The organism is Enterococcus sp. DIV0712 (genome assembly GCF_050554855.1).
GTDB lineage: Bacteria > Bacillota > Bacilli > Lactobacillales > Enterococcaceae > Enterococcus > Enterococcus faecalis.
The window spans coordinates 2485884-2510898 of record NZ_CP187333.1; the positions used below are offsets into that span (position 1 = coordinate 2485884).

Here is a 25015-nt window from a genome sequence, read left to right on the forward strand (position 1 = left end):
TTTAGTATAGTTGGTTGGTCAATTAATCAAAATACGTTAAGTTTTTGTTGTCTTTATCTAACCAGGCATAGCCGAGACCCATAATTAAGCCACCACCGATAAAGTTACCGATAAAGGCCCAGAACAGATTATGAACAACATTACCAGCTGTGAAAGCTTCAATTGCGCCGTTCGAAGCAAAGTAAGCTAAACTGAAGGCTGGGAAGTTGGCAATCACGTGTTCAAAACCAAGGAACGCAAAGATAAAGATAATGAAAATAATGGCCGCGACTTTGCCGGCGTCATCTTTCATTCGCATACTCACTAATACGGCTGTATTAACTACAATATTGGCGAACATAGCTTCAACTAAAATCTGTAGGGTGGTTTTTTCTAATTTTCCAGCAATCGATGTAAAGAAGAAACTATCTTTTGGTAAATCTTGGAACGGCACCGTAAGTGATACCAAGAAACCAAATAAGACACCACCAATTAAATTGAATAAGATACAGGTAAATAAAATTTTTGCAGCTAAGGAAAAGTTAACTTTTTTACGATAGACCCCAACAGTCATGTACAACATATTCGAGGTACCAAGTTCGGCATTCATATATAAAATCATCACAAGTGACCAACTGAACATGAAGGCGTAAAGCATTTTCCCTAAACCATGAGAAATTCCTTCTCCTTTAATTGCGATCGCAAAAGCAACGGCTGTTCCCAACGTTAAAAATAGACAAGCAAGCATTGCACGAACAGCGTAGCGGGAAAAGCTATTTGAGAATAAATTCACTTTCTTGTCGATGGATTTATCAATTTGTTCAAACAATGGTGAACCAGACTTCATTGTAAACTCCCTTTCATTCCGTTTTCAACTTATATTTTCAAAACATCTCTCCTTATTCTAATGAGGAAAAGTGTTTTTGTCTACCTTTTTTTCATATTTCACTTTAAAACCTTGACGTTTCCTATCCTATTAAGTATACTAGATTTTGTGTAAAATAATTGCAGCAGAAGAATAATAACTCGTCAACAGTTCATTGCCAAACTTGGTTCAACTGCGTAACCGCGGCTGCAAAGGCGAAGGTTGAAGAATGAACTGAACGAATATGAATTTTTCATCTAATTATTTTACTCCAAAAAAACATTTATTTATTGGAGGAATTTTTAATGTCTCGTTATACTGGACCATCATGGAAAGTATCTCGTCGTCTAGGTATCTCTTTATCAGGTACTGGTAAAGAACTAGCTCGTCGCCCTTACAAACCAGGACAACACGGACCTAACAGCCGTGGTAAAGTTTCTGAATACGGAATGCAATTAACTGAAAAACAAAAATTACGTCATATGTATGGCATGAACGAACGTCAATTCCGTACGTTGTTCATTAAAGCAAGCAAAATCAAAGAAGGTAAACACGGTGTTAACTTCATGGTTTTACTAGAACAACGCTTAGATAACGTTGTTTACCGTTTAGGTCTTGCAACTACTCGTCGTCAAGCACGTCAATTAGTTAACCATGGCCACATCACTGTAGACGGCAAACGTGTTGATATTCCATCATACCACGTTGAAGTTGGTCAAGTGATCGGTGTTCGTGAAAAATCTCAAAACATCTCAACAATTAAAGAAGCGGTTGAAGCAACTGTTGGACGTCCAGCATTCGTAAGCTTTGACACTGAAAAATTAGAAGGTAGCTTCACTCGTTTACCAGAACGTGATGAACTTTACCCAGAAATCGACGAAGCACTTGTCGTTGAATACTACAACCAAAAACTTTAAGATTTCAAAAGGTCGAACTGCGGTTCTTACCTTCTTTCAAAACCTTGCCTTTCTTGGCAAGGTTTTTTTCTTTGCCCTCTTTACAAAATTGTTTACTTCCGCTAAACTATTGTTAACCAAACAAAAATAATTGGTTAACAATAGAAAGTGAGGCTTCTTATGAATAAAGCATCGTTACGCTCTTTAATTTTAGCAGCAGAATTCGCTGTGATTATTGCTGTACTTTCACAATTTACAATTCCATTGGGTATTGTCCCCTTGACTGGACAAACGTTCGCCATCGGCTTAACCGCTACCGTTTTGGGCAAACGAACAGGGACCTACGCTATTTTAATTTACTTCTTATTAGGATTAATTGGTTTACCCGTTTATGCGGGGATGTCTAGCGGGTTCGGTGTACTATTTGGACCAACTGGCGGCTATTTAATCGGCTTTATCTTCAACGGCTTATTAACTGGTTATATTTTAGAAAAAACAACCTTTAACTATACTTGGGCCATTATCGCAAATATTGCCGGCGCCTTAGTTACCTTAGTTTTCGGCATGATTTGGTTGAAATATTCCGCAAATCTGCCGTGGCCAAACGCTTTCGCTGGCGGGTTTGCTCCGTTTATTATTCCTGGTATCATCAAGGCTGTCGCAGCTGCTTATGTTGGTATTTTAATTCGCCAACGCTTTATGAAACGTTTTTTAGCACACCTTTCTTAAGGGGAAAACTTTTTTCTTTTCCTTGTCTGTAGTACACTAAAAGGACAAAGGAGTGAAGTCCATGTCCTCATTATTAAAACGATTGGTTCAGTTGGTTTTGTTAGTCGTCGCTGTCTTGCTAATTCGACACTATGTTTTCTCCCCTGCTGCGGTGAACGGCTCTTCAATGGAACCAACACTTCATAACAACGACCGTTTATGGGTGACCTCGATTAAAAAGCCTCAGCGCTTTGATATTATCGCTTTCCCTAGTCCTCGCAACGGCCAACGAGTAGCCAAACGTTTAATTGGTTTACCTGGCGAAACAGTCGAGTATCGCGATGATACCCTTTATATTAATGGTGTATCACTCAGTGAAGATTACTTAGCAAGTGCTAAACGAAATGTCTCTAAAAATGAAAATTATACCCAAGATTTTACGCTAGAGACCTTAGAAGCCACCCAATCCCTGACCGTTCCAGAAGGCATGTATTTTGTCTTGGGGGATAATCGCCCGCGCTCAGATGACAGTCGTTACTTTGGCTTTGTTAAACAAGCGAGCGTGGAAGGTGTTTTGACTTTTCGTTATTATCCATTAGATAAAATTGGCTTTCCATAAAATAGTAAACCGCCCCCAAAAAGTTAGACTTTTTGAGGGCGGTTTACTATTTTTTTAAGGTCCAGTGACTAAGTTCCACGTCACCGTTCCTTGATATTTCTCATTTATTTTCCCTTGATTGGCAGGGACTTCTAATTTCACATTGGCAAAATCAAAATCTAATTGATAGACATCATTACCTGTAAATTGGTTATTAAGAATTACTGGTGTAGATGTACCGTCACTCGTCAAAGTTAAGGCTTTCGTAACCCCAACTTTATTTGTTAACTCTGTGACTTGATTATAGTTTTCGATTGCTATAACATCCGCACTTCCTAATAATAAACGCGTACTAGTTGGCAAACTATCAGCTGACGCTGTTAACTGTGACAATTGTGCTGTTAACTGCCAATTAGGTTGGCCTGTCTTTATTCGTAGATATGGATTACGTGTGCCGTTGCCATAGTAATCAGCTGCTTTTTTCAGTCCGTACTGCTTAGTGCTACTGTTAATCGTAATTTTCCCAAAATCAAACGTTGGTGTACTAATGAAACCTTCTTCTACTGGTGTTGGCGTAATCGTTTGATCTTCTCCTTGAATACGTACAAAGTTACTAGCTGTCACTGCAGAAAAGTTTCCACTAGCTGTCATTTCTGCGGTTAAAAGTTGTCTTGGTTCTCCCGTAATTTTCGCTGTGTTCACTGTCACTAAGGCTTCGCCGTTCACAGGAATCTCTATATCTAAGTTAACTCCTGCTTGCCATTGTTCTGCCGTCACTGGAATAATTTTATTTGGTGTATTACCAATGCGAACAGCTAATTGTGTTGGTGGTGAAATACCTGCCGCCCATTTGGCCGTTGGAGCTAGTTTAACGTTGGTCAATGGAACTTCACTGGTATTTTTTAGTTTAACTATCCACATCATAGAAGCTTCATTTGGGATCACTTCTAGTAACCGACTAACCGTCATTTCTGCTGTTGGTTGGACTTCCTCATAGACCGCTGTCATGTCATCTTTATCGTCGTAAGTCACGGCGTAACTTGGTGTTTTAGTCGTTGTCAAGGTGCCTGGTTTGGTTTTACCTTTGTACCAGCCTTTGAACTTATAGGATTTATCTCCTGTTGTATAAGTGTCTGGTAAGGCTTTCGTACTAGCGTAAGTGAAATTATCACTGTCAATCACCGTTTGTTTTCCTTGCGTGAAGCCTGTTGGCGGTGTAATTTTAGCGCCGCTTGGATCCACAAAGTTTTCAGTGACACGACGGTTTTCTAAATAATAGTAGATTGTTCCCTCTGGAGAAGCTAAGTTATAGTTTTTTCCGACTGTCCCTGAATAAATTCCCATAGCATACAACGTGTTATTCGGGTCCCATGTCCAAAAAGCTCGTCTGGTTCTAAAAAAAGTTCCAGCGTTAGTTAATTTGAAGGCTTCTGCTCCGTCAGCTTGAGAAACAACCGTATATGGCGCTTCTATATTTTTCCGGATCTCTTTGGTCATAGGATACTTTGTTTTATCTCCCGTATAAGTAGCTAGCGGTGTAATCGACATTGTCTTATATTGTTTAGGAATTGTATGATTAACAGACCTTGCACCGTATGTCTTAAGCTTATCTATCGGGAAATCATATGACTTGCCAGGAATCGATAATTTTTTTAATTTACTCATCACTTCATCAGTTCCTTGGATTTTCCCTAATACTGTTGATTCAGTTTCGTCACTTTCACCTAATTCGGCTTCTACAGAAAAGCCTGCTGTATTCAATAGGTTACCTGCCTCATCAACATAACCAAAGTACACATCTTTGGCTGGTAAATTATACGTTTTCATCACGACTTCTTCATAGACTACCGTCAAATCATCATCATCATTATAAGTGACTGGATAACTGGGAGCTTTAGTCGTCGTCAAGGTGTCTGGTTTGTTTTTACCTTTGTACCAGCCTTTGAACTGATAGGTTTTCGTGCCGACTTTATAGGTATCTGGCAAATCTCCGCTTTGCTTAAAGGTGTACGAATCACTAGTAATTACTGTTTTTTTCCCTTGGGTGAAACCTGACGGTGCGGTGATTTTAGTACCATTGGTATCTACGAAGTTTTCCGTAACACGACGATTTTCTAGGTAAAGATACATACGTGCATTTTCATCTAGTGTATAGACACTCGGTTCTACTCCTTTACCAGTAATAGTCGCACTTAATAGTGTTGCAAGTCTAACATTTGTAGGCATTGATGACCAGTATATACCGCTCATCGTAAACTTTTGTGGATCTGTTGTCGGGTCAAGACCAATTCGCCATCCAGTTGTATCGATGTCACTTTTGACACCACTTCTTAAACTAAGACGATACGTTTCTGGAATAGAGTAGGCTGTACCTGTATAATTTGGGCCAGGTTGATACGTTACGGTTTTATACATTTTGGGCAACGTAAAGGTTGCATTGCGAACTCCATATTGCAACGGCGTAGGTCTTTCTGTATCGAAAACCCGACCTGGTATAGTGATTTCTTTTACTGCGCTATTATTGTTAGTCGGGACTGGGCCAATTGGCGTCACTTTGCCATCCGCAACCTCAACTAATTCTCCAGTAAAGCCATAACGATCAGCAAATGTCAGCCCCCCTGTTTCATTGATAAATAGGACACGATACATGCGATCAGGCAAAGTCACTGGATTCTGAATCGCCTTATTCATCACCTGAACAGATGACATTCCTTTTCCTTCTTGAATCGCCTCATACACCACCGTCAAATCGTCATTCCCATCATAGGTCACCGCATAGCTTGGCGCTTTGGTGGTGGTCAAGGTATTTGGCTTGGTTTTGCCTTTGTACCAGCCTTTGAATTTGTAGGTTTTGCCGTCTGCTTGATAGGTGTCTGGCAAAGTACTAGCTTGTTTGAAGGTGAAGTCATTGCTGGTCATTGGTGTTTTCTTGTTTTGGGTAAAACCTGTTGGCGGCGTGATAGCTACGCCGTTAGCATCTACGAACTTCTCGGTGACTTGTTTCCGAGTGACTACGTAATTAAGTGTTTCTCGGTACGTTGCAGTGCCATCAAATCCGTATAATACTGGTTCTACTGGAGTGCCAATGGGGGCGACACTCAGGATTCTTAAAAATTCATTACCATCCGTGTTTAGAGAGAAAACATTTTCACTGCTTTTAGAAAACACGCTATCTCTTGTGCGTAATACAAAAGGAGTCATATGATTTCCAAACTGCGGTAACTCAGTTGTTTGTTGTGCACTATATCTGGTCATCCTCAGTGTAGAATTGGGCACAGCAACAATACTGTCGACATACTTTAGCGTGTTATCAATCTTTAATTGTTCAACCGCGTATATATTCATCCTATAATTTGCTGGTAAATCTGTGAAAAAATCGTATGGTAAAGGAACCGTTGCATTGACAGCTACTCGATATTGACCGCCTTCTGCATTAGAAGAAGTAATTGGATAATTAACCGCATACGATCGCCATAAACTAGTTGCATTTTCATATCCAAATTTAGTATACGTCCCTGATAACGTTAAGTTTTCATCAGTAAAAGCTTGCCCTGATTCATTAGTGAAAGCCAAGGTTATTCTCGGATAAATCACTTGATTATTCGGCACCCAACGTGGCGAAATACTCTTTTGTCGGTCATTTTCACTACTATTTTCTGGTACCGATTCTGTTGTTTCAGTTTTCACCTCTGGTATTTCTGCTTGTTTCGCTGTTTCCTGTGTTCCTTCTTCCCGACTCGTTTCAGTCGTTTCTTGACTGCTTTCCGTACTTTCTTGCGTTGCGCTACTTGCTACTGTCGGACTACTTTCACTCGTGACTGTTTCCGCAACTGCGGTCACGCCAGAAAAGGCGTTAATCACTAAAGAACTACACAAGCCAATGGTTGCTAAGCGTTGCCAGTTAATTCTCTTCATGTCGTCCCTTCTTTCTATGTACCATTCCCGCCAAGCCGATGAAGGCTAAGCTGGGAATGCTAAAATTTGCTTGCCCCTTGTCCCTTCGTACAGGGCGCAAGGGTCAGTCGTGATAGCTTGTGCTGAACCACCTCTTAGGTGAGTTCCTTGTTGGAAGTAACTTTTGCCATTTTTGATTCATGCTATTCTCCTTTTTATGTATTGATTTATTGTTCATTGGTATATGTACACCTTTTAATTTTCTCCATTATTCTATCAAAAAAAAGGTGGCCCTGAAATTTTAAATTTTGCTACAGCTAAGCTACTTTTCTGATGATTCCTATTATACCAAGGCGGAAGAGCACTTTTTCACTAGAAAAACACTCGAAAATTAAGAGAATCTGCCATTTTGCTACTGATTTTCAGCCAAACACCTTAATCTTTATAAGAAAAAGCTCAAAATGTTAGTATCAAACACTAACATTTTGAGCTTTCCTCGTGATAACTTAACTATTTTAAGGACCTGTAACTAGGTTCCACGTAACTGCGGCTTGGTATTGTTGCCCCTTGACCCCTTGGTTGGCTGGCACTTCAAGTTTGACATTGTTGAAGGTGAAGTCCAACTGATAAATATTACTCCCAGTGAATTGCTGGTTGGCAATAATCCTAGTGGCCGTGTTGTTGGCATTCAAACTAATGGTACTCGTAGTACCGACCGCATTTTTCAACTCGGTAGGTTGGTTGTAATTTGAGAAACTCGAAACAGGAGCCGCCCCTAATAATAAGCGGGTCGCTGTCGGCAAGCTGTCTGTGGCTGATTTTGGTTGTGACAGTTGCGCCGTTAAGCTCCAATTCGGTTGGGTTTTCTTGATCCGCAGATAGGGATTGCGTGTGCCGTTGCCATAGTAATCAGCGGCTTTTTTCAGGCCATGCTGTTGCGTGCTTCCCGCTACCCCAACTTGACCAAAATTGAAGGTTGGAACACTGATGAAGCCTTCAGCCGTTGGTGTTACAATTGCTTGATCATTGTCTTTCACACGTACGGTGGCCGAAGTAGAAACACCACTGTAATTCCCACTGGTGGTAATCCCAGCGCGCAAGACTTGCCCCGCTGTCCCCGTCGCTTTCGTAGTGAACTGAACCGTGGCAGATTTTCCTACGGGAATGTCAGTGCCTAAGCTAACACCATTGGTCCACGTAGTCGCTGTGACGGGAACTGTTTTTGCGGTTCCGCCAGCTGGCGTGACAATCATGGCGGTTGGTGCTGCTAAGCCAGTTGTCCAAGCGGTTGATTTCTTGATGGTCGCCGTGGTTAGTGGCGCTTGGCTTGTATTGGTAATTGTGGCACGCCAGGTGACATTGCCGCCGCTAGTCACGGTTTCAGCGGTAATGCGAGTTAAAGCGACACTTGCTTTCGGCACTTCTTCCTTATACATCGCCGTCATGTCGTCATTGCCATCAAAAGTTGTATTGTATGTTGGCGTAGTGCTGGTTGTTAAAGTATTAGGCTTGGTTTTACCTTTGTACCAGCCTTGGAAAATGTAAGTTTTACCGCCTGTTGTATAACTAGCTGGTAAGGCTTTTGCGCTCGTATACTTGAAGGTGTTGCTCGTCATGGGAATCTGGTTCCCTTGCGTAAAGCCTGTTGGTGGCGTGATTTTAGTGCCGTTGGTGTCTACGAAATTTTCGGTGACTTTACGATTGGTTAGATAGTAATAGACTGGTTTATCAATTGTAAGATAGGTTGCTACCCCCGATCCCAAATTAGGATTGTGGACAACCTTTCGCAAATAACTGGGTACCTGAATATCTATCGGAGCAGCCGTGGTTGTTCGATTAAAGATAAACGATTGACTCCCGTTATTCTTTAACTCAAAGTTTCTAGAAAGTAGCTTATTCTCACCTTCGACAAATGGCTCTGAATAATTATTACCTTGAATATTAGGAAACGGGTAAGCTATATCAAAAGTACCACTCTTGTTATAAACACTTATTTTTTCATAGTAATTGGGTAGTGTAAAGGTTAAATTAGCCGCACTATGTTGTGTACTTCGATCACTCAGTATTTCAAGTGATTGCGCAGGATAAGCAATTTCCTTCAAATTGTTTTTGGTTGGTGCAACTTGACCTTTTTCAAGACTGACTGTTTTCCAGTAATCAGGTTTATTTGAATCAGCTGAATTGGTTGCTAATCCTTCTCCATGCCAATTGTCATAGGTTAGTTTAATCGTTGAAGCATCTACTCGTTTGCCAGACTCGTCTACGAACCCGAATTGATAGGTCAGCGCTGGAAAATCAAAAGCTTCAATCTCCTCATACACCACATTCAAATCATCATTATCATCATAAGTCACCGCATAGCTTGGCGCTTTGGTGGTGGTCAAGGTATTTGGCTTGGTTTTGCCTTTGTACCAGCCTTTGAACTTGTAGGTCTTACCGCCTGTTGTATAAGTGTCTGGCAAGGTGCCACTTTGTTTAAAGGTGTATGGGTCACTGTTAATTACTGTTTGTTTTCCTTGCGTAAAGCCTGTTGGTGGCGTGATTTTAGTGCCGTTGGCGTCCACGAAGTTTTCGGTGACACGGCGGTTGGTTAGATAGTAATAGATTGGACCTTGAATCGTATAGTACATTGCTTTCCCCGTAAGAAAACTCGATACATATCTTAAATAAAATGGAAGCTGAACATTTTCGGGAGCGGCGGCTGTTGTTCTATTGAACACAAACTCCTGTCCTCCATTATTCTTTAATTCAAAATATTGAGGAGTATTATTTATTTCCGCACCTGATGGGTTTAGTATACTTGGATAAGGATATGCGGCATCAAAACCACCTTGTTGATTTTGTATACTGATGGATTTATAAATTCTTGGAAGCTGATATCTTAAGTTTACTGCACTAAATTGAAATGAATCATTACTATTCGTTTCAAGATATTGAACTGGGTATATGATTTCTTTAAGATTATTTTTTGTATTTGCCTTAATCCCTGTTTCTATTTTAGTAGTTGCCCATGCTGATGGGATATTGTTGGGTGGCTCAGTACCAATACCGTACCAATTATCATATGTCAAATCAATCGTGGAGGCATCTACTCGCTTACCTGATTCATCAACAAACCCAAATTGATATGTACGACTAGGAAATTCCAAAACCTTAATCTCCTCATACACCACATTCAAATCATCATTATCATCATAAGTCACCGCATAGCTTGGTGCTTTAGTCGCGGTCAAGGTGTTTGGCTTGGTTTTGCCTTTGTACCAGCCTTTGAATTTGTAGGTTTTGCCGCCTGCTTGATAGGTGTCTGGCAAGGTGCCACTTTGTTTAAAAGTGTACGCTTCACTATTAATAACCGTTCGCTTTCCTTGTGTGAATCCTGATGGTGGTGTAATTTTTTGTCCGTTACTATTAACAAAATTCTCATAAAGCTTTTTGTAATAAATATAATAATTAATAGTAGCACCAGAATTCCCTTTATTGAACTGTCCTGTTGTTCCTACAAGATTGTCACTAAACATAATATTGGTGCTTACTCCGCTATTAGAACTACGATTCGTTATACGCCATGTCTTACCAGTCGCTTTAGTAAAGTTATATGTTGAAATATCATAGTTACTTCTCGTATAAGTTGTTGATGTGTACGCTCTGGAAGTCATCACACCTGTTCGGCTGTCTGGAAGTGTTGCTTTAGGTGGTGCTAACACAATTTTATCAATTCTATTGGTGGTAGCTGTAGCAAAATTAATCACAATATCGTTACTAAAGAAAAACCACGAACCCCCGTTACTAGTACCTATATTTTTTAGTCCTGTATCAAACCTATAAAGCCCACTACCAGCATTTGTCATAGTTAAAGGATATCTTAACAGCGTCCCTTCTACTCTCGAATTGGTTGATTTAAATAATACTGGGTTTATGGAAAGACTCATTTGTTCCTTACTAGCCACTCCATCCTCATCGTAAAATTTTAAATTCCCTTTCAAACCTAAGTTACCAGAAAATCTATCCACATACGTCATTTCATTTCGTCTATTCACTGCGCCAAATCCATTAAATCGAATCGTGGAATCGATATATTTTTTTTCGTTGTGTGTACCCGAAGTAATTCTTGTCTGAAAATACAATGTTTTGATATACCCAGTATTTCCAGAAGTTCGCCCGTGTAGACGATTGATAAATGCAGTGACCGTCCTAGTCGACTCTGTCCAAACAAAATATTCGCCACCACTATTGGCATTATGAGAGCCTTCTCCTATAACTACATTTTGTTCCTCGGGGCCAACTTTGATAATAACTGACGTTGGTCTAGTCATTCCAGCTGCCAATTTTGATTCAATTCGAATCGGACCAACAATATCTGAATTTGTATCATCTGTTGTAATATTTTCCAGTTTCATTCGATAATCAACTACATCGTTAAGACGAACCGTGGTTCTATTCGTGGTTCCTGTAGCTGCCCAGACAAATGCTCTAGGCATAATTTTCGCTTGAATACCAGATGGTTCCAGCAGATTTTCTTCTTGAGCTATTTCCGTTGTATCTTCTTGTTCCACTGTTTCCTGTGTCACTTCTTCCCGACTCGTTTCAGTCGTTTCTTGACTGCTTTCCGTACTTTCTGGCGTTGCGCTACTTGCTGATGTTGCTTCCTTAGCGCTACTTGCTACTGTCGGACTACTTTCAATCGTGATTGTTTCCGCAACTGCGGTCACGCCAGAAAAAGCGTTAATCACTAAAGAACTACACAAGCCAATGGTTGCTAATCGTTGCCACTTAGTTTGCTTCATGTCGTCCCTTCTTTCTCTGGACCATTCCGACAAGACCAATCAAGACAAGACCAAGAATGCTAAGATTTGCCTGACTCTTGCTCCCTGTACGAGGGAGCTGCGAGCCAGTTGTGGTGGTCTGTGTCGAACCACCACTTCGTTGATCTCCTTGCGGAGGACCATCTGGTTCCTTGGGATCAGCAGCTGGCGCATCTGTTTTCGGTGGGGCATCTTTAGGAGCGGGTGTTCTCGGATTTTGGTAAAATTCAATCCCCACCGAACTAGAACCACCCTCAGATGCTTCAACATTTATAAAAAAACTAGGGGAAAATAGTAAACACGCAATTATTAAATAACGCTTTTTTTTCATTTAAAAACCTCCTTTTAACTCATTCACATTCTTCTATACAAAGAATGCGTAAACAACCTTTATCATACCTTTATAATAGCAAAGAACTCTTTGTTCAAAACATCATTTTTTTTCATTTGACAACATCTATTCGCGAAAATCCCTTATTAAGCAAGGGTTGCTACTCTTGTTATTTAAGCAAAAAAGGCTATCAAAACGTACTTTTCCATAGAAATCAGCCAGTCATCCCTTAATTTTTTTCAAAAAAACTAAAGAAAAGCTCACAATGTTAGTAATTAAAACTAACATTGTGAGCTTTTCTCATTTTTGACGATTGGATAATTCGATAAAATAACACTAAAACAAAAAATAACTGTCTGTTTCTCTTATTGGGCAACAGCTAATTGATACAATGGCAGGAGTTGTTGATAGGTTGCCAACATATAAGCGCGTGCTTTTTCAGGGTTTTGCCACAAGTCACTATCTTTGGGAATGATGCGCCCAATTTCAAACTCACCTTTTTTTACATCTCTAAAACGAGTTAAGGCTTTTTCTAAATCCGTTTCCATCAGCGGAGTAATTTGAGGAACCGTATGATCCAAGGAAACATACGTATCTTCTGGTAATGCTTGGAATAATTGCTGATTCTCTAAAAAGGCTTGCGCAATCTGCTTTTCATTTTTAGGATTATCAATGAATGACAACCACATAAACACATAGTCGCCCCAAATGCCTAATTGAAAATGCGGCTGCATTTTATACCCGCGCTTATTCGGACTAAGTGCTGACCAAGTATTTTCTGGTGGATACACGGTGCGACGGCGATGTTGCGCAATATGGACAAACAACTCCGTTCCTAGTTCAGGCGCTAGTTGTTCGGCAAAATACGTGTCTAATTCTTGAAAAATAGGTTGAATTTGCGCACGGATAACCGCCATTCGTTCATCTAATCCAGCAACTTCAAAGGCTGCGAATTCTTTTTCTGTAAACATCAACATTTCTCTAATTCCTCTCTTAACTTGTCTTCCGCTTCTATTTTTGTCGATTTTGCCATGTTTCCAGTGTCATCCCACGATAAACATCTGTGACAATTTTCCCTTTACTAATTCGAGCATTGGGTAGTGTTCCTTCGTAGGTAAAACCAATTTTCTCCATGACACGACCAGAAGCTGGATTGTCTTGATCATGTAAAGCAAAGATTCTCATGAGTTTCATTTTTGCAAAACCCAGTTCAACTAACGCCGTCGCGGCTTCAGGCATGTAGCCATTGCCCCAAAAGGCACGGTTCAAGACATAGCCTAATTCTCCAATATTATTGGTTTCATTGACCCGCAAATCAATCGTGCCAATCATTTTGCCCGTTTCTTTCACTTCAATCCCATATTTTCCTAAAGGTTCCCCCATAAAATATTTAGCAATGTTTTGTCGTGTTTCAGCGATTGTTTGGTTTTTCAAGAACACATAGCGGACCGTTTCCTCATCTGAAGCATATTCGTACATATCTTCTGCATCGGCTAATGTGACGGGCCTTAAAATCAAGCGTTCGGTTTCGATTCGTTGGTTTTCTGCAAAAATCAATGGATAATTCATGAGCAAAACTCCCTACTTTTCTACATACTTTACCGAAAAACAGCGAAACACGCAAGGAAAATCGGCATTTCCCTTGCGTGTTTCTTTAATTAGCGTTTAAGCGAATGATGGCAATGATCGTCTGAACAGCTTTGGCCATTGATTCAACGGTAATGAATTCATATTGCCCATGAAAATTCTCGCCACCTGTAAATAGATTAGGCGTGGGAATGCCCATGAAAGAAATCTTAGAACCATCTGTCCCGCCACGAAATGGTGTGATGATTGGTTCAATGTCACAACTTTCCATTGCTTGGACGGCCAATTCTACAGGAGTCCAATCTTTTTCGATGATTTCCTTCATATTATAGTATTGGTCTTGGAAAGTAATTGTTAGTCTGGGTTTATCCGCCAGCGCATTTAAACGTTGGACTTGTTTTTCCAAAAATTGCTTTCTCGCTTGAAAGTTTTCTTGATCATGATCCCGAATGATATAGACAAGTTCTGCTTTTTCAATACTTCCTGTAAATTTATTGAGTAAATAAAATCCTTCATTTCCACGTGTTTGTTCTGGTACTTCCTTTTGCGGTAGTGATTGATCAAGTTGTTCGCCTAATTTAATGGCATTCACTAACGAACCATAGGCCGTTCCCGGATGGACACTGGTTCCCTCAATTGTTATCACAGCTTGAGCAGCGTTAAACGTTTCATACTCGAAATGCCCCACGCGGCCACTGTCAATCGTATACGCAAAAGCGACTGGGAAGTTCGGCGCATCAAATTGATCGGCCCCGCGTCCAATCTCTTCATCTGGACCGAAGGCGAGCCAAACATCCCCCCGCGCTACTTCTGGATGTGCCAAAAAATACTCAACAGTAGCTAATATCTCGACAATTCCCGCTTTGTCATCTGCTCCTAAAAGTGTGGTTCCGTCTGTAGTAATCAACGTTTCCCCTTGATACTCTTTTAAATTGGGAAATTCAGCAACCGATAAAACGATGCCTTGTTCTTGATTCAAGAGGACATCTTGGCCATCATAATTAGTGATGACTTGGGGACGGATATTTTCTGCTGAAAAATCCGCCGTATCCAGATGTGCAATCAAACCGATACTCTTCGCTGCAGGTTGGTTACCAGGCAACCGTGCCGTTAAAAAGCCGTTTTGTTCGTTATAATGCACATCGGCCAAGCCTAATTCATGAAGTTCTGTTTCAATCATTTTGGCTAAAACCACTTGACCGACCGTCGTCGGTGTGGTTTGACTGTTGGCATCTGAACGGGTGTTAACTTTCACGTAAGTTAAAAATCGTTCGACTAATTTTTCCATTTTTTACTCCTTCTTCCTGAATCATTCTGTTAAATAAGCATTGCGCAAGTGGAAATAGTCCCCATACAAGTGATAACTAATGCCTTTCAATTTAGGATTGATTAGATAATTTGAGGCACTTTGATACAGCGGTACTTGGGCAGCATCTTGGTTCAACAAGATGTCTTCCGCTTCTTTGTATTCTGCAAATTGTTTCTCTGGATTATTGGCATTAATCGTTCGCGCATCTTCTACCAGTTGGTCGTATTTGGCATTATGATAATTGCCATAATTGTAACTTGATTCTCCCGCATATAAGTTAAAGTAAGAGTCTAATTCACTACTGCCGGCAATCCATCCTGAAAGGGACAACTCATAATTTTTTTCACGTCGCGATTGATTCACATTATTACTTGGTTGCGATGAAATGGTAATTTCTAAACCTGGCAGATTTTCTTGCAACTGACTTTGAACATATTCAGCAATTCGTTTTCCTTGATCTGTATCTGCCGCCAGCAATGAAAGTTTCACTTTTTTACCAACATCCGCTTGGGCTTTCGTCCATTCAGCTTGAGCTTTTTTGACGTCATTTTTCAAATATTCGCCACTGTAAGCTCGGAAATCTTCATCTGTTTCTGGATTCGCATAAAGTTTACTTGGAATCAATCCGTTGAGGGGTTTTGACCCATCGTTTAAGACACTTTGTGTTAAGGCTTCTTTATCAATTGCTTGGCCAATCGCTTTTCGTAAATGAACATTCGCTAATGGCGTTCCTTCTTTTTTGTTGAAATCTAAGAAGTAGTTGGCCACATCTGGATGACTGACATAGCCTGGATCATCTTGATATTGTTGAACATATTGTCCGTTAATGCGAACTAAGTCTAGTTCATTCGCTTGATATAAGTTAATCCCAGTATTATCTTCTTTGATTGTACTAACCGCAACTTCTTCCAGTTTCACTTGATCCGCATCATAGTATTCTGGATTTTTTTTCAATGTCCAAGTATCTGAAGTCGCATCCCAATTGGCTAGCGTAAATGGCCCGCTATAAAGTAAATGTTCACTATCCAAGGCATAATCTTTACCTTGCGCTTCGACAAATTTTTGATTTTGTGGCGCTAACCAAGCAATCGAAACGACTGCTAAGAAGGAAGGTTGGGCCTGTTTTAATTCAACAATGAATTCTTTGTCATTAGGGGCTGAAATCCCTAATTCATCGACTGACTTTTCACCGTTGCGTATTTCAAAACTATTTTTAACACTGTCTAGTAAATAAGCATTCGGTCCAATCGTCGCTGGTGTCACCAGTTTTTTCCAAGAATAAACAAAATCTTGGGCCGTAATTGGCTCGCCATTGCTCCACTTAATCCCCTCCCGCAAGGTAAAGTGGTACTTGCGCCCATCGTCACTAATCTTGACATCTTTAGCTAGAGCTGGCACCGTGGCACTATCATCATCAAACCGATAAAGGCCTTCAAATAAATGTTGTGCCATTGTAAAGGTATTTTTATCTGTTGTTTGTGTTGTATCCAATGTTGAGATTGGTGCAGGTGAACTAATACTGATTTTTTGTTCAGCTGCTAAATTTCCCGAATCTACTTTCTCTGCCGCTTCTTTGGTTCCGCCACATGCGGCTAAAAGAAACCCTGTTGCAATCAAACCTACTACTTTTTTCCCCAATTTCATGTTGTTGCCCCCTCATATTTTTTAAACAAATAAAAAAAGCATTCGTCCTAAAAAGGACGAATGCTTATGCAATCGCGGTACCACCTTTGTTGATCTCTTCGCTAAAAAAGATCCGCTCGTTTCCAGTACAATCATACTGTAGCGCTATAACAGGCGCACCTGAATTGGTTTAAGCAAACGGCTTCAACCAACCTGTTCAAAGGCCATTTTCCCCTTTAACGTCACTACCTCTTCTCACCAAACGAGGCTCTCTGCAAGCTATTTTAAAAAGTACTTTCCTTCTCATCACATTTTGTTCTTTTATTTGTTTCATCAATCATACTGATTTACGGATAGTTTAGCAAACATTTTCGAGGCCGTCAACCACATTTTTAATTTAAAACTTTTTTGTTTTTCATCAAGAAGGTCGGGACAGAAGTGTTTAGCTCCGAGAAATAAGAAGAAATTTCCGAAAATTGTTCTTTAATTTTTGGAGAATTTCAGCTTATTTCCGAAGGAGTTGCTTTTGTTCCCGCCGTTTATCAGCTTTTAAGCCTAGGACAAAAATCCAAAGTGATTTTTGTCCTAGGCTTTTTTTTACTCTAATCCTTTTTTAACATCTTCTATCATCAAATGCATTGATTCTAATCCACCACCGCTTAGATACCAAACATCTGGTTGAAGCATAATGACTTTATCATTTTTACCAGCATCGGTTTTTTGAATCAATTCGTTTGCAGCGACGTTATCTTTTGAATCGTCGCCACCAATTGCTTTGGTGCGATCTACCACAAAGAGAATCCCAGGATTTTTTTCTAAAACATATTCGTAAGAAACACTTTGCCCATGAGTGGAAGCTTCAATCTTATCGTCTGCTGCTTTGAAGCCAAATGTATCATGAATTAAACCGAAACGAGAGCCTTTTCCGTAAGCGGAAAGTTGTCCTTCGTTAACTAACACAACAAGCGCATTATTCGCGCTAGCTTCTGCTTGTTTTTTCACGTCAGCAATTTCTTTTTCTAAGCCAGTTATTTTTTCTTTAGCTACCTCTTCTTTATCAAAAATAGTGCCTAACGTTTCGATATTTTGTTTCGTTGATGCCCAAGGATTTTTGGCATCTACAGCTAAGTAAATGGTTGGCGCAATGGCTTTTAATTGTTCTTGATAATCTTGTTGACGACCAGAAATAATAATTAAGTCTGGTTTTAGTTGATTGATTTTTTCTAAATCTGGTTCTTTAATGCCGCCTGCTGATTCAACTTTTTGGTATTTTTCCAAATACGCAGGGATATTTTTAGTTGGCGCACCTACCACGCGGTCACCGACACCTAGTGCATCCATTGTATCCAAGGAACCATTATCAAAAACAACGACTTTCTGAGGATTTTTGGGAACGGTTAATTGACCATTGGTGTCTTTGACTGTGACTTCCGTTTTAGCTGTTGTTTCTGTTGTTGCAGAATCTGCTGTTTTTTTATTTGTTTGACAAGCACTTAACATCAACAGTCCCATCATTGAAACTGCCATCATTGCTAAAAATTTCTTTTTCATTCTTTTCCTCCAAAAACGTTATTTTTAAATTGCCCGATTTAGTGATAAAGACAAAAGCGTTTTCCTTCAATTTCACAAATCCGGATATTCATTTCATAAAGATCATTTAAAATACTTGTTTGAATAACTTCTTCTGTTGCGCCATGCGCATAGAGCTTTCCGCCTTTCATGGCGACAATTTCATCTGCATAGCTTGCGGCAAAATTAATATCATGTAGAACAATCAGAATCGTTTTTCCTAGTTCATCCACTAAGCGTTTAAGAATCTGCATCATTTGAACCGCATAATTCATGTCGAGGTTATTTAAGGGCTCATCTAATAAAATATAATCGGTATCTTGGGCTAAAATCATGGCAATATACGCCCTTTGTAATTGGCCCCCAGAAAGGGTATCAATGTATTCTTCTGCCATTTCAGTTAAGCCCAATTGTTCCAGTGCTTCTGTTACTTTTTCGTGGTCAGCGCTTTTTAAGCGACCTTTGGAATAAGGAAAACGACCAAAATTGACCAGTTCTCGCACAGTTAATTTAAGTTGTACACCATTGGCTTGTTTTAAAAGGGCAATTTTTTGTGAAAAAGCCGATTGCTTCCAGGTTTTTACTTCTTGCTTGTCCAGATAAATTTCCCCGGTATCTTTGGGAATTAAACGACTCATCATGGCTAGCAGCGTGCTTTTCCCAGCGCCATTTGGCCCAATAAAGGCCGTTAATTTGCCTTCAGAAATAGGTAAATCAATGTCTGAAACGACAAATTTATCGCCATATTTTTTTGATACATCACTCATCTGGATCATGTGCGTTGCTTCCTTTCTGCAATAATTTTCCATATAAAATAAACGCCCCCAACAAATTGAATCACCACACTTAGCGGGGTATTCAAATGAAAGACCTGTTCAACCATCAATTGACCGAACACCAGTAAAAAGACTGCTATTAAACTCCCTGCCACAAACAGTTCTCGGTGGCGATAGGTTTTCATGAATTGATAACTCATATTGGCCACGATAAAACCTAAAAATGTAATCGGTCCCACTAATGCTGTTGATAAGCCGACCAGACTACTAATCAAACACAACAACACTAATTGAAACTGATTCACAGCAATCCCCAAATTCTGTGCTTGATGGTTCCCTAAATGTAAAACGTCTAAACGGTAACTTTCCCGCCAAAGTATCCCACAAATCATGAGTACCGCCACACCAACGAAAACGAGATACTGACTATTGACGTTACCAAAACTGGCAAACAACTTTCCTTGGAGTAAGTCGTATTCGTTAGGATCCATAATCACTTGTAAAAACGTACTAATACTACTGAAAAAAGTACCTAAAATCATGCCAATCATCAATAATAAAAATAAATCGGATTGATTTTTGCGTAATAGAAAATACGATAAACTAGTACTTAAAAACACCATTAAAAAGACGTTCATCAAAAACGAGCCAAGACTTACTTGACCTAACGCTTGTGCGCCTCCTAAAAGAAAAAATAACACCGTCTGCACAAAGACATACAAGGAATCCATCCCTAAAATGTTTGGCGTTAGGAAATGATTTTGCGTGACCGTTTGAAAACTAATAGTTGAAAAAGCCGCAGCGATTCCAACAAAAATAAAAGCCAATAACTTTTTGCCTCGTAACGCCAAAGCAAAGGACCAATTGCCATACGTGTTATAAGTTAAATAACAAAGACTCACAATTACTACGGCAGCTAAAAGCAAAAGTAATGAAAGCCATTTTTTTAAAGGCCGTTTCATTGTTTGCGCCCCCTTAGTAATAATAAAATGAACAAAATGCTCCCTAATGTTCCGACAACCACGCTGACAGGAATTTCATAGGGGGCAATCAATACTCGTGCTAAAATATCACAGATTAACAAGAACAAACTCCCGCAAATCCCAGTTAACCACAAGGTATTTTTCATATGATCGCCATAACGTAAAGACACGAGATTAGGAATCACAACCCCTAAAAACGGAATATTCCCCACCATCAATAAAACGATGGCACTTGCTAAAGCAACCAGCGTCAAACCTAAAAACTGAATTCGCTGGTAATGGACGCCAAGACTATTTGCAAATGCTTCACCCATACCAACGACAGTGAAATGATAAGCAAATAAATAAATAACAAACCACAAAGGAATCATTAAGAATAACCATTCATAATTCCCTTTCATAACTGTGGAAAAATTTCCTTGTAACCAAGCAGACATATTTTGAACCAATTGGTATTGATAGGCAAAAAATGTGGCAATTGAGCCTAGAATGTTACCAAACATCACGCCCACCAAAGGGACCATCACTTGATTCTTACTTGGTAATAATCGAATGAGCGCTAAGAATAATAAGGTCCCGCTTAGCGCAAAAATAAAAGCAATTGCCGTTCGATAGAGAAACGGAGCTGTTGGGAAAAATAACATTGCGACTAAAATACCCAACCTTGCACTATCGGTTGTTCCAGCGACACTAGGAGCGACAAATTTATTTTGTGTGAGTTGCTGCATAATCAATCCAGAAATACTCATCGTACTACCAGCAATGATTAAACTCAACGTGCGGGGAACACGGGTGGTAAATAAAACAAATTGTTGCTGCGCATCTAATTGAAACAACTGAGAAAGTGCAATGTCCTTCACCCCTATCACTAATGACAATAAGCTGAAAAGTAATAGTAGAACAAACAAACCAATCTTTTTCATGAGAAAACTCCATTTTTATTTAATTGAGAATGATTCTCATTCTTAATTACAGTGTATGAGAAAACCATCACAAATGCAACCACTTTTTTTCCTTTATTAAAAACTTCTTCTCAAGCCGACTGACCAACGACTTATCTAAGATATGCTATAATGGAGGGAAACGTTAGGAAAGGAGTGTTACTGAATGGCGAATGATGACTTACAACAACGTCTGGATAAAGGAATGTACGGTACGCCCCTCGTTAATCCTGAAGAACAACACAAATACATGGGCACATTTCGTGAACGCTGCCGTCTCTCCATGACCGTCGCTGAAATGAAAGATGCACAGAACCAAAAACATTTATTAGAAGAATTAGCGAAGCATCCTGAAGTTACAGTACTTTTAAATGGCGAAATCTCTTCTGACCTGCAAAGTACCTATATTAAATTATTAAATCAGCATGGCGCAAACTTTAAGATTGTTAACAATTTTGTGGAGAACAACCCTGACTCTCTCGGCTTACTGTTAGCTGAAAAACATGCAGTCGATGAACCTGTGATTGACGTTACAGAAAAATATCCTCAAGCAACAGAAACGCCAAAAGAAGAGCCAACAGCTAAAAAAGGCTTTTGGCAAAAACTATTTCAATCATAAAAAGCTCAAGGAAAGTTATGAGCGCTTCCATTTATAATAGAATTATGCTATTATAAAGATGAAAAAGAGAGGTATGCGGGTACATACCTCTCCTTTTATACCAACACCAGTTATAAGAACTGGTGGCTTACTGAGTTAAGTTTTTGTTGTTCTTTAACCGTTCAGCCGTCTAAGCTTATGAACGGTTATTTTTTATCGTTTTTCGTTGCTTCAAGGATACCGAAAATCAGTAACGCAACAAGGGTTGCAAAACTAATCATCAATTCCAATGTCGCTTCGATTGACAAAAAAAATGCTCCTTTCGTTAAAGTGCATCGGATACACATAGGCATCACCTGCCTCTCTAACTCAGAGCCACCGTCATACAACTTTCATTGGTAATAGTTTTAGTATAACCTATTGGGTTCACCAAGAAAACGTTTTTATAAAGAATACCGCCAAAAAATCTATTATGAATTTTTTGGCGGTATTCTTTTTTTATTGAACCACTTCTGGGTATAAAAGTTTTAAAACGTCCATTGTTAAACGGCGTCCTTTTCCAGCGTAAGGATACACATGCATGTGCATGGCTGGATTAAAGTTTGCTTCGATAATCCCGTACGTTAAGCTATCACGTGTGCCTTTTACGTCTTTGTCAGGAATGATTAAATCAATGCCACAAATTTTGGCTCCTAAAGCAGCTACGGCCTCAATGGCGATTTGTTTATAACTATCATCAATGACATCGGTCATATCAATCGAATCCCCGCCCGTGCTAACATTAGAATTTTCTCGCAAGTACACGATTTGCTCTTTTTCTGGCACAGAATAGATAGTTAAACCTTGTTCTTTCAACATTAGTTTTTCTAAATCATTTAACTGGATTAATTCTAGTGGTGCACGGTGATTGGTCCCCCGCAATGGATCACTATTTTTAGCGGCCACCAATTCTTCTACAGTGTGTTTGCCATCTCCGGTAACATTGGCTGGCACGCGCAACATGATGGCTTTTACATCATTATCTAACACAAAGAACCGATATTCTGTTCCAGGTAAAAACTCTTCAATTAAAACCGCTGTGTCCTCTTTAAAAGCAATCCGTAACGCTTCCGTAAAGTCTTCCAACGAAGCGCCTTCTTTAAAAATGGTAATTCCTAAACCGTAATTCGTTGATTTTGGTTTCACGACAAACGCTTTATTGGCATAGCGTAAATGTGCTTCTTGTGCCTCAATAAAAGATGAAAATTCTTCACCGCCAGGCACATGGAACCCTGCTGCAGACAAAATTTTCTTTGTCACGGTTTTGTTTTCCATAATCAATGGTACCACGTAGTTATCTTTGCTAGTCATGTTGGCATTTTTGACGTATTCAATGTGCTCGCCATGTTGCAGTTTCAAAAATTGCTCTTGTTCATCTAAAATTTCGATTTCCAAACCTTTTTGAATCGCATCAAATAAGAAAATTTGTGTGGATAATTCCATCTCACGGAAACCAGCTAATTGATAAGGGCGTTCAAAGGCCATACTTTGATATTGGTTTCCAAAAATATTTCCCAGTTCACTGTTGGAGTTTTCTTGAATAATCGTCCACATTTTGCCAGAAACGGTGTCTTGTGGATTCCGCAGTTGTTGATAATACTTACCGACAACTTCTTTGCCTTTACGAATGCCTAGAGCATCTAACATATCAATCATTTCTGAAAAAATCCGATCGCCTTCTGCAATTAACTTAATCGTTTCATGAGGATGACCAAGAGCCACTTGTTCATTAAAAATATCGCCAGTTTTTACCCATTCATCCGCTTCTTCTTTTTCATCTGTCCACAATAAATACAACATGAAATAATGTAAGAAATCCACGGTATCTTCCACAATGCCTAAACGTGAAAAAGGATTTAAGTCTAAATTACGCAACTCGATATAGCGAATACCTGTTTTAGGCAGATCAGACATTTGTTTCCCGCCACGTAAGCGCACAGGCGCATAAAATTCTTTTTCTTCAGAAAGTAAACCATTTTCCACCATGCGATGAATATCTTCTAAATAGCGTTCCAATGAGGCATACGATACTTTCACATTGTCATGATTTCTGTAGCCATACGTACTATTCCGAATACTGCGAATGGGTTCTTGCGGTTGGTCGTCATAGACCCTAAAGTAGCCGTCTTCACTAACTGGCGAAGCCCCAAAAAGATACGTAATTAACCAACGATAACGTAAAAAGTTACGGGCAACTTTCATGTACACTTTCGTTTTAAATTGTTTGCAATCTGTCACTTCGGATTGTTCATCATATAATTGCTGAATCAGGGCTTGGTCATATTCAAAATTAAAATGAATTCCGCTGACCATTTGTTTTCGTTTGCCATACTCTTTTGCCAAATAACGACGATATAACACCGCATCATATTGATCTAATTTAGCAATTTTAATCTCTTCATCTTTTGTTGGTAATTGTGGCGGCATACTTAATGGCCACAACATTTCATCTTCTGGAATCGAACGACGAGCCACATCGTGAATGGCATCTAAAAAACGAAGCATTTCTGTGCCGCTATTTGCTACAGGCGTGATTAGTTCTAATTGTGTTTCACTAAAATCTGTTTGAATATATGGATGATAAGAACGGTTACCAAAAACCGTGGGATGATCAGTTGTCGCTAAAAGCCCTTCTCGTGTACTACGTTGGTTTTCTTTTTCTAAACCAAAACGAGCCATCAATACGTAAGGACGAACATTTTTCTTTTGCATTAATTCTCTATAATTCATCTTGTCGCCTTTCTTTCTACAAACTATCTGTTTCTCTTACTATTATATAGGAAAACGAGTAAATATGCTGTTTTTTTGAACGTTCACTTGGGAATTTTCGAGACACTTTTAGAGAGCGCCTTTTTCCGTTATACTCAAAACAACTAGTTTATAGAAAGTGGGGATTGCTCATGAAAAATCGTGCATTACTTTTAATTGACTTTCAAAAAGGCATCGAAAGTCCGACGCAGCAATTGTACCGTCTACCAGCAGTGTTGGATAAAGTCAATCAGCGTATTGCTGTCTACCGCCAACACCATGCGCCCATTATTTTTGTTCAACATGAAGAAATCGAATTAGCTTTTGGCTCAGACTCTTGGCAACTTTTTGAAAAACTGGATGCACAACCTACAGATTTTTTCATCCGCAAAACGCATGCGAATGCCTTTTACCAAACAAATTTAAATGATTTACTGACGGAACACGACATTCAAACGTTAGAAATCGCTGGTGTCCAAACCGAGTTTTGTGTGGACACTACAATTCGGATGGCTCATGGTTTAGGCTATACGTGTTTGATGACACCGAAAACCACTTCCACCTTGGATAATGGACATTTAACCGCAGCACAAATTATCCAACATCATGAAGCTATTTGGGCTGGCCGCTTTTTGACTTTTTTGCCTTCAATAAATTGAGGGCTTTTCCAAAAAATTGTTTGTTCACTATGTTTTCTTGTCGTATTTCATGTTAGTATAAGGAAAAAGTGTTCAGTTGATTAGTTGAAGATTTAGAGTGTGGGACATAA

Annotated in this window: 19 protein-coding genes and 1 other annotated feature; of the genes, 5 read left to right on the forward strand and 14 right to left on the reverse strand. The window is 39.5% G+C overall.

Annotated features, from left to right (window positions below):
• Nucleotides 1-22: 22 nt before the first annotated feature.
• Nucleotides 23-826, reverse strand: coding sequence for a formate/nitrite transporter family protein (locus tag IGL42_RS11925; protein ID WP_002365340.1), 804 nt, complete (start codon nt 824-826; stop codon nt 23-25).
• Between the two features lie 323 nt (nt 827-1149).
• Here IGL42_RS11925 and rpsD point away from each other — a divergent pair, with 323 nt between their 5' ends.
• From rpsD to lepB, 3 genes are all read left to right on the forward strand, one after another.
• A complete protein-coding gene (rpsD, locus tag IGL42_RS11930) occupies nt 1150-1761 on the forward strand; it encodes a 30S ribosomal protein S4 (protein WP_002365342.1) in 612 nt (203 codons plus the stop codon).
• Between the two features lie 159 nt (nt 1762-1920).
• On the forward strand, nt 1921-2469 hold the full coding sequence (locus tag IGL42_RS11935; protein WP_002354975.1) for a biotin transporter BioY: 549 nt from the start codon (nt 1921-1923) through the stop codon (nt 2467-2469).
• Between the two features lie 61 nt (nt 2470-2530).
• The gene (gene lepB / locus IGL42_RS11940; RefSeq protein WP_002385230.1) at nt 2531-3067 is read left to right on the forward strand and encodes a signal peptidase I; all 537 of its coding nucleotides are present in this window, start codon (nt 2531-2533) and stop codon (nt 3065-3067) included.
• A 54-nt stretch (nt 3068-3121) separates the two neighbouring features.
• Here the strand turns inward: lepB and IGL42_RS11945 are convergent, their stop codons facing one another.
• The 11 genes from IGL42_RS11945 to IGL42_RS11995 form a co-directional block, all read right to left on the reverse strand.
• Nucleotides 3122-6961 (reverse strand): WxL domain-containing protein, encoded by a 3840-nt coding sequence (locus tag IGL42_RS11945; protein WP_104680766.1) that lies wholly within the window; start codon nt 6959-6961, stop codon nt 3122-3124.
• A gap of 494 nt (nt 6962-7455) precedes the next feature.
• The gene (locus IGL42_RS11950) at nt 7456-11724 is read right to left on the reverse strand and encodes a WxL domain-containing protein (protein ID WP_010710889.1); all 4269 of its coding nucleotides are present in this window, start codon (nt 11722-11724) and stop codon (nt 7456-7458) included.
• Nucleotides 11711-12073 (reverse strand): LPXTG cell wall anchor domain-containing protein, encoded by a 363-nt coding sequence (locus IGL42_RS11955; RefSeq protein ID WP_002354971.1) that lies wholly within the window; start codon nt 12071-12073, stop codon nt 11711-11713. The genes IGL42_RS11950 and IGL42_RS11955 overlap by 14 nt, the downstream gene beginning before the upstream one ends.
• 365 nt (nt 12074-12438) lie before the next feature.
• On the reverse strand, nt 12439-13050 hold the full coding sequence (locus IGL42_RS11960; RefSeq protein WP_002354970.1) for a YktB family protein: 612 nt from the start codon (nt 13048-13050) through the stop codon (nt 12439-12441).
• 34 nt (nt 13051-13084) lie between these two features.
• On the reverse strand, nt 13085-13642 hold the full coding sequence (locus IGL42_RS11965; protein WP_010710888.1) for a GNAT family N-acetyltransferase: 558 nt from the start codon (nt 13640-13642) through the stop codon (nt 13085-13087).
• 85 nt (nt 13643-13727) lie between these two features.
• Nucleotides 13728-14948 (reverse strand): peptidase T, encoded by a 1221-nt coding sequence (gene pepT / locus IGL42_RS11970; protein WP_002410998.1) that lies wholly within the window; start codon nt 14946-14948, stop codon nt 13728-13730.
• A gap of 21 nt (nt 14949-14969) precedes the next feature.
• The gene (locus IGL42_RS11975) at nt 14970-16613 is read right to left on the reverse strand and encodes a peptide ABC transporter substrate-binding protein (protein WP_002359061.1); all 1644 of its coding nucleotides are present in this window, start codon (nt 16611-16613) and stop codon (nt 14970-14972) included.
• Between the two features lie 49 nt (nt 16614-16662).
• Nucleotides 16663-16908: a binding site (T-box leader), on the reverse strand.
• Between the two features lie 281 nt (nt 16909-17189).
• Nucleotides 17190-18143: a siderophore ABC transporter substrate-binding protein gene (locus IGL42_RS11980; protein WP_002408267.1), complete on the reverse strand. Its 954-nt coding sequence runs from the start codon at nt 18141-18143 to the stop codon at nt 17190-17192.
• Nucleotides 18144-18181: 38 nt separating this feature from the next.
• Nucleotides 18182-18937, reverse strand: a complete 756-nt coding sequence (locus IGL42_RS11985; RefSeq protein ID WP_002354962.1) for an ABC transporter ATP-binding protein — start codon at nt 18935-18937, stop codon at nt 18182-18184.
• The gene (locus IGL42_RS11990; protein ID WP_002371665.1) at nt 18934-19899 is read right to left on the reverse strand and encodes an iron chelate uptake ABC transporter family permease subunit; all 966 of its coding nucleotides are present in this window, start codon (nt 19897-19899) and stop codon (nt 18934-18936) included. The genes IGL42_RS11985 and IGL42_RS11990 overlap by 4 nt, the downstream gene beginning before the upstream one ends.
• The gene (locus tag IGL42_RS11995; protein WP_002354960.1) at nt 19896-20843 is read right to left on the reverse strand and encodes an ABC transporter permease; all 948 of its coding nucleotides are present in this window, start codon (nt 20841-20843) and stop codon (nt 19896-19898) included. Before IGL42_RS11995 ends, IGL42_RS11990 begins: the two co-directional genes overlap by 4 nt.
• Before the next feature lie 184 nt (nt 20844-21027).
• On the opposite strand from IGL42_RS11995, the gene IGL42_RS12000 reads away from it, so the two are divergent.
• Nucleotides 21028-21480 (forward strand): YueI family protein, encoded by a 453-nt coding sequence (locus tag IGL42_RS12000; protein ID WP_010710887.1) that lies wholly within the window; start codon nt 21028-21030, stop codon nt 21478-21480.
• 185 nt (nt 21481-21665) lie between these two features.
• Here IGL42_RS12000 and IGL42_RS12005 read toward each other — a convergent pair whose 3' ends face one another.
• Entirely contained in the window at nt 21666-21767 is a 102-nt protein-coding gene (locus tag IGL42_RS12005) for a putative holin-like toxin (protein WP_021164442.1), read from the reverse strand.
• 190 nt (nt 21768-21957) lie between these two features.
• Nucleotides 21958-24228, reverse strand: a complete 2271-nt coding sequence (gene gshAB / locus IGL42_RS12010; RefSeq protein WP_002368430.1) for a bifunctional glutamate--cysteine ligase/glutathione synthetase — start codon at nt 24226-24228, stop codon at nt 21958-21960.
• A 170-nt stretch (nt 24229-24398) separates the two neighbouring features.
• Between gshAB and IGL42_RS12015 the strand changes: the two genes are divergently transcribed.
• On the forward strand, nt 24399-24905 hold the full coding sequence (locus IGL42_RS12015) for a cysteine hydrolase family protein (protein WP_010710886.1): 507 nt from the start codon (nt 24399-24401) through the stop codon (nt 24903-24905).
• Nucleotides 24906-25015: the final 110 nt, after the last annotated feature.

Bases quoted from the DNA above. Each gene is read 5' to 3' on its own strand.
- IGL42_RS11925 (WP_002365340.1), bottom strand. From the start codon at position 826: ATGAAGTCTGGTTCACCATTGTTTGAACAAATTGATAAATCCATCGAC.
- rpsD (WP_002365342.1), top strand. From the start codon at position 1,150: ATGTCTCGTTATACTGGACCATCATGGAAAGTATCTCGTCGTCTAGGT.
- IGL42_RS11935 (WP_002354975.1), top strand. From the start codon at position 1,921: ATGAATAAAGCATCGTTACGCTCTTTAATTTTAGCAGCAGAATTCGCT.
- lepB (WP_002385230.1), top strand. From the start codon at position 2,531: ATGTCCTCATTATTAAAACGATTGGTTCAGTTGGTTTTGTTAGTCGTC.
- IGL42_RS11945 (WP_104680766.1), bottom strand. From the start codon at position 6,961: ATGAAGAGAATTAACTGGCAACGCTTAGCAACCATTGGCTTGTGTAGT.
- IGL42_RS11950 (WP_010710889.1), bottom strand. From the start codon at position 11,724: ATGAAGCAAACTAAGTGGCAACGATTAGCAACCATTGGCTTGTGTAGT.
- IGL42_RS11955 (WP_002354971.1), bottom strand. From the start codon at position 12,073: ATGAAAAAAAAGCGTTATTTAATAATTGCGTGTTTACTATTTTCCCCT.
- IGL42_RS11960 (WP_002354970.1), bottom strand. From the start codon at position 13,050: ATGTTGATGTTTACAGAAAAAGAATTCGCAGCCTTTGAAGTTGCTGGA.
- IGL42_RS11965 (WP_010710888.1), bottom strand. From the start codon at position 13,642: ATGAATTATCCATTGATTTTTGCAGAAAACCAACGAATCGAAACCGAA.
- pepT (WP_002410998.1), bottom strand. From the start codon at position 14,948: ATGGAAAAATTAGTCGAACGATTTTTAACTTACGTGAAAGTTAACACC.
- IGL42_RS11975 (WP_002359061.1), bottom strand. From the start codon at position 16,613: ATGAAATTGGGGAAAAAAGTAGTAGGTTTGATTGCAACAGGGTTTCTT.
- IGL42_RS11980 (WP_002408267.1), bottom strand. From the start codon at position 18,143: ATGAAAAAGAAATTTTTAGCAATGATGGCAGTTTCAATGATGGGACTG.
- IGL42_RS11985 (WP_002354962.1), bottom strand. From the start codon at position 18,937: ATGATCCAGATGAGTGATGTATCAAAAAAATATGGCGATAAATTTGTC.
- IGL42_RS11990 (WP_002371665.1), bottom strand. From the start codon at position 19,899: ATGAAACGGCCTTTAAAAAAATGGCTTTCATTACTTTTGCTTTTAGCT.
- IGL42_RS11995 (WP_002354960.1), bottom strand. From the start codon at position 20,843: ATGAAAAAGATTGGTTTGTTTGTTCTACTATTACTTTTCAGCTTATTG.
- IGL42_RS12000 (WP_010710887.1), top strand. From the start codon at position 21,028: ATGGCGAATGATGACTTACAACAACGTCTGGATAAAGGAATGTACGGT.
- gshAB (WP_002368430.1), bottom strand. From the start codon at position 24,228: ATGAATTATAGAGAATTAATGCAAAAGAAAAATGTTCGTCCTTACGTA.
- IGL42_RS12015 (WP_010710886.1), top strand. From the start codon at position 24,399: ATGAAAAATCGTGCATTACTTTTAATTGACTTTCAAAAAGGCATCGAA.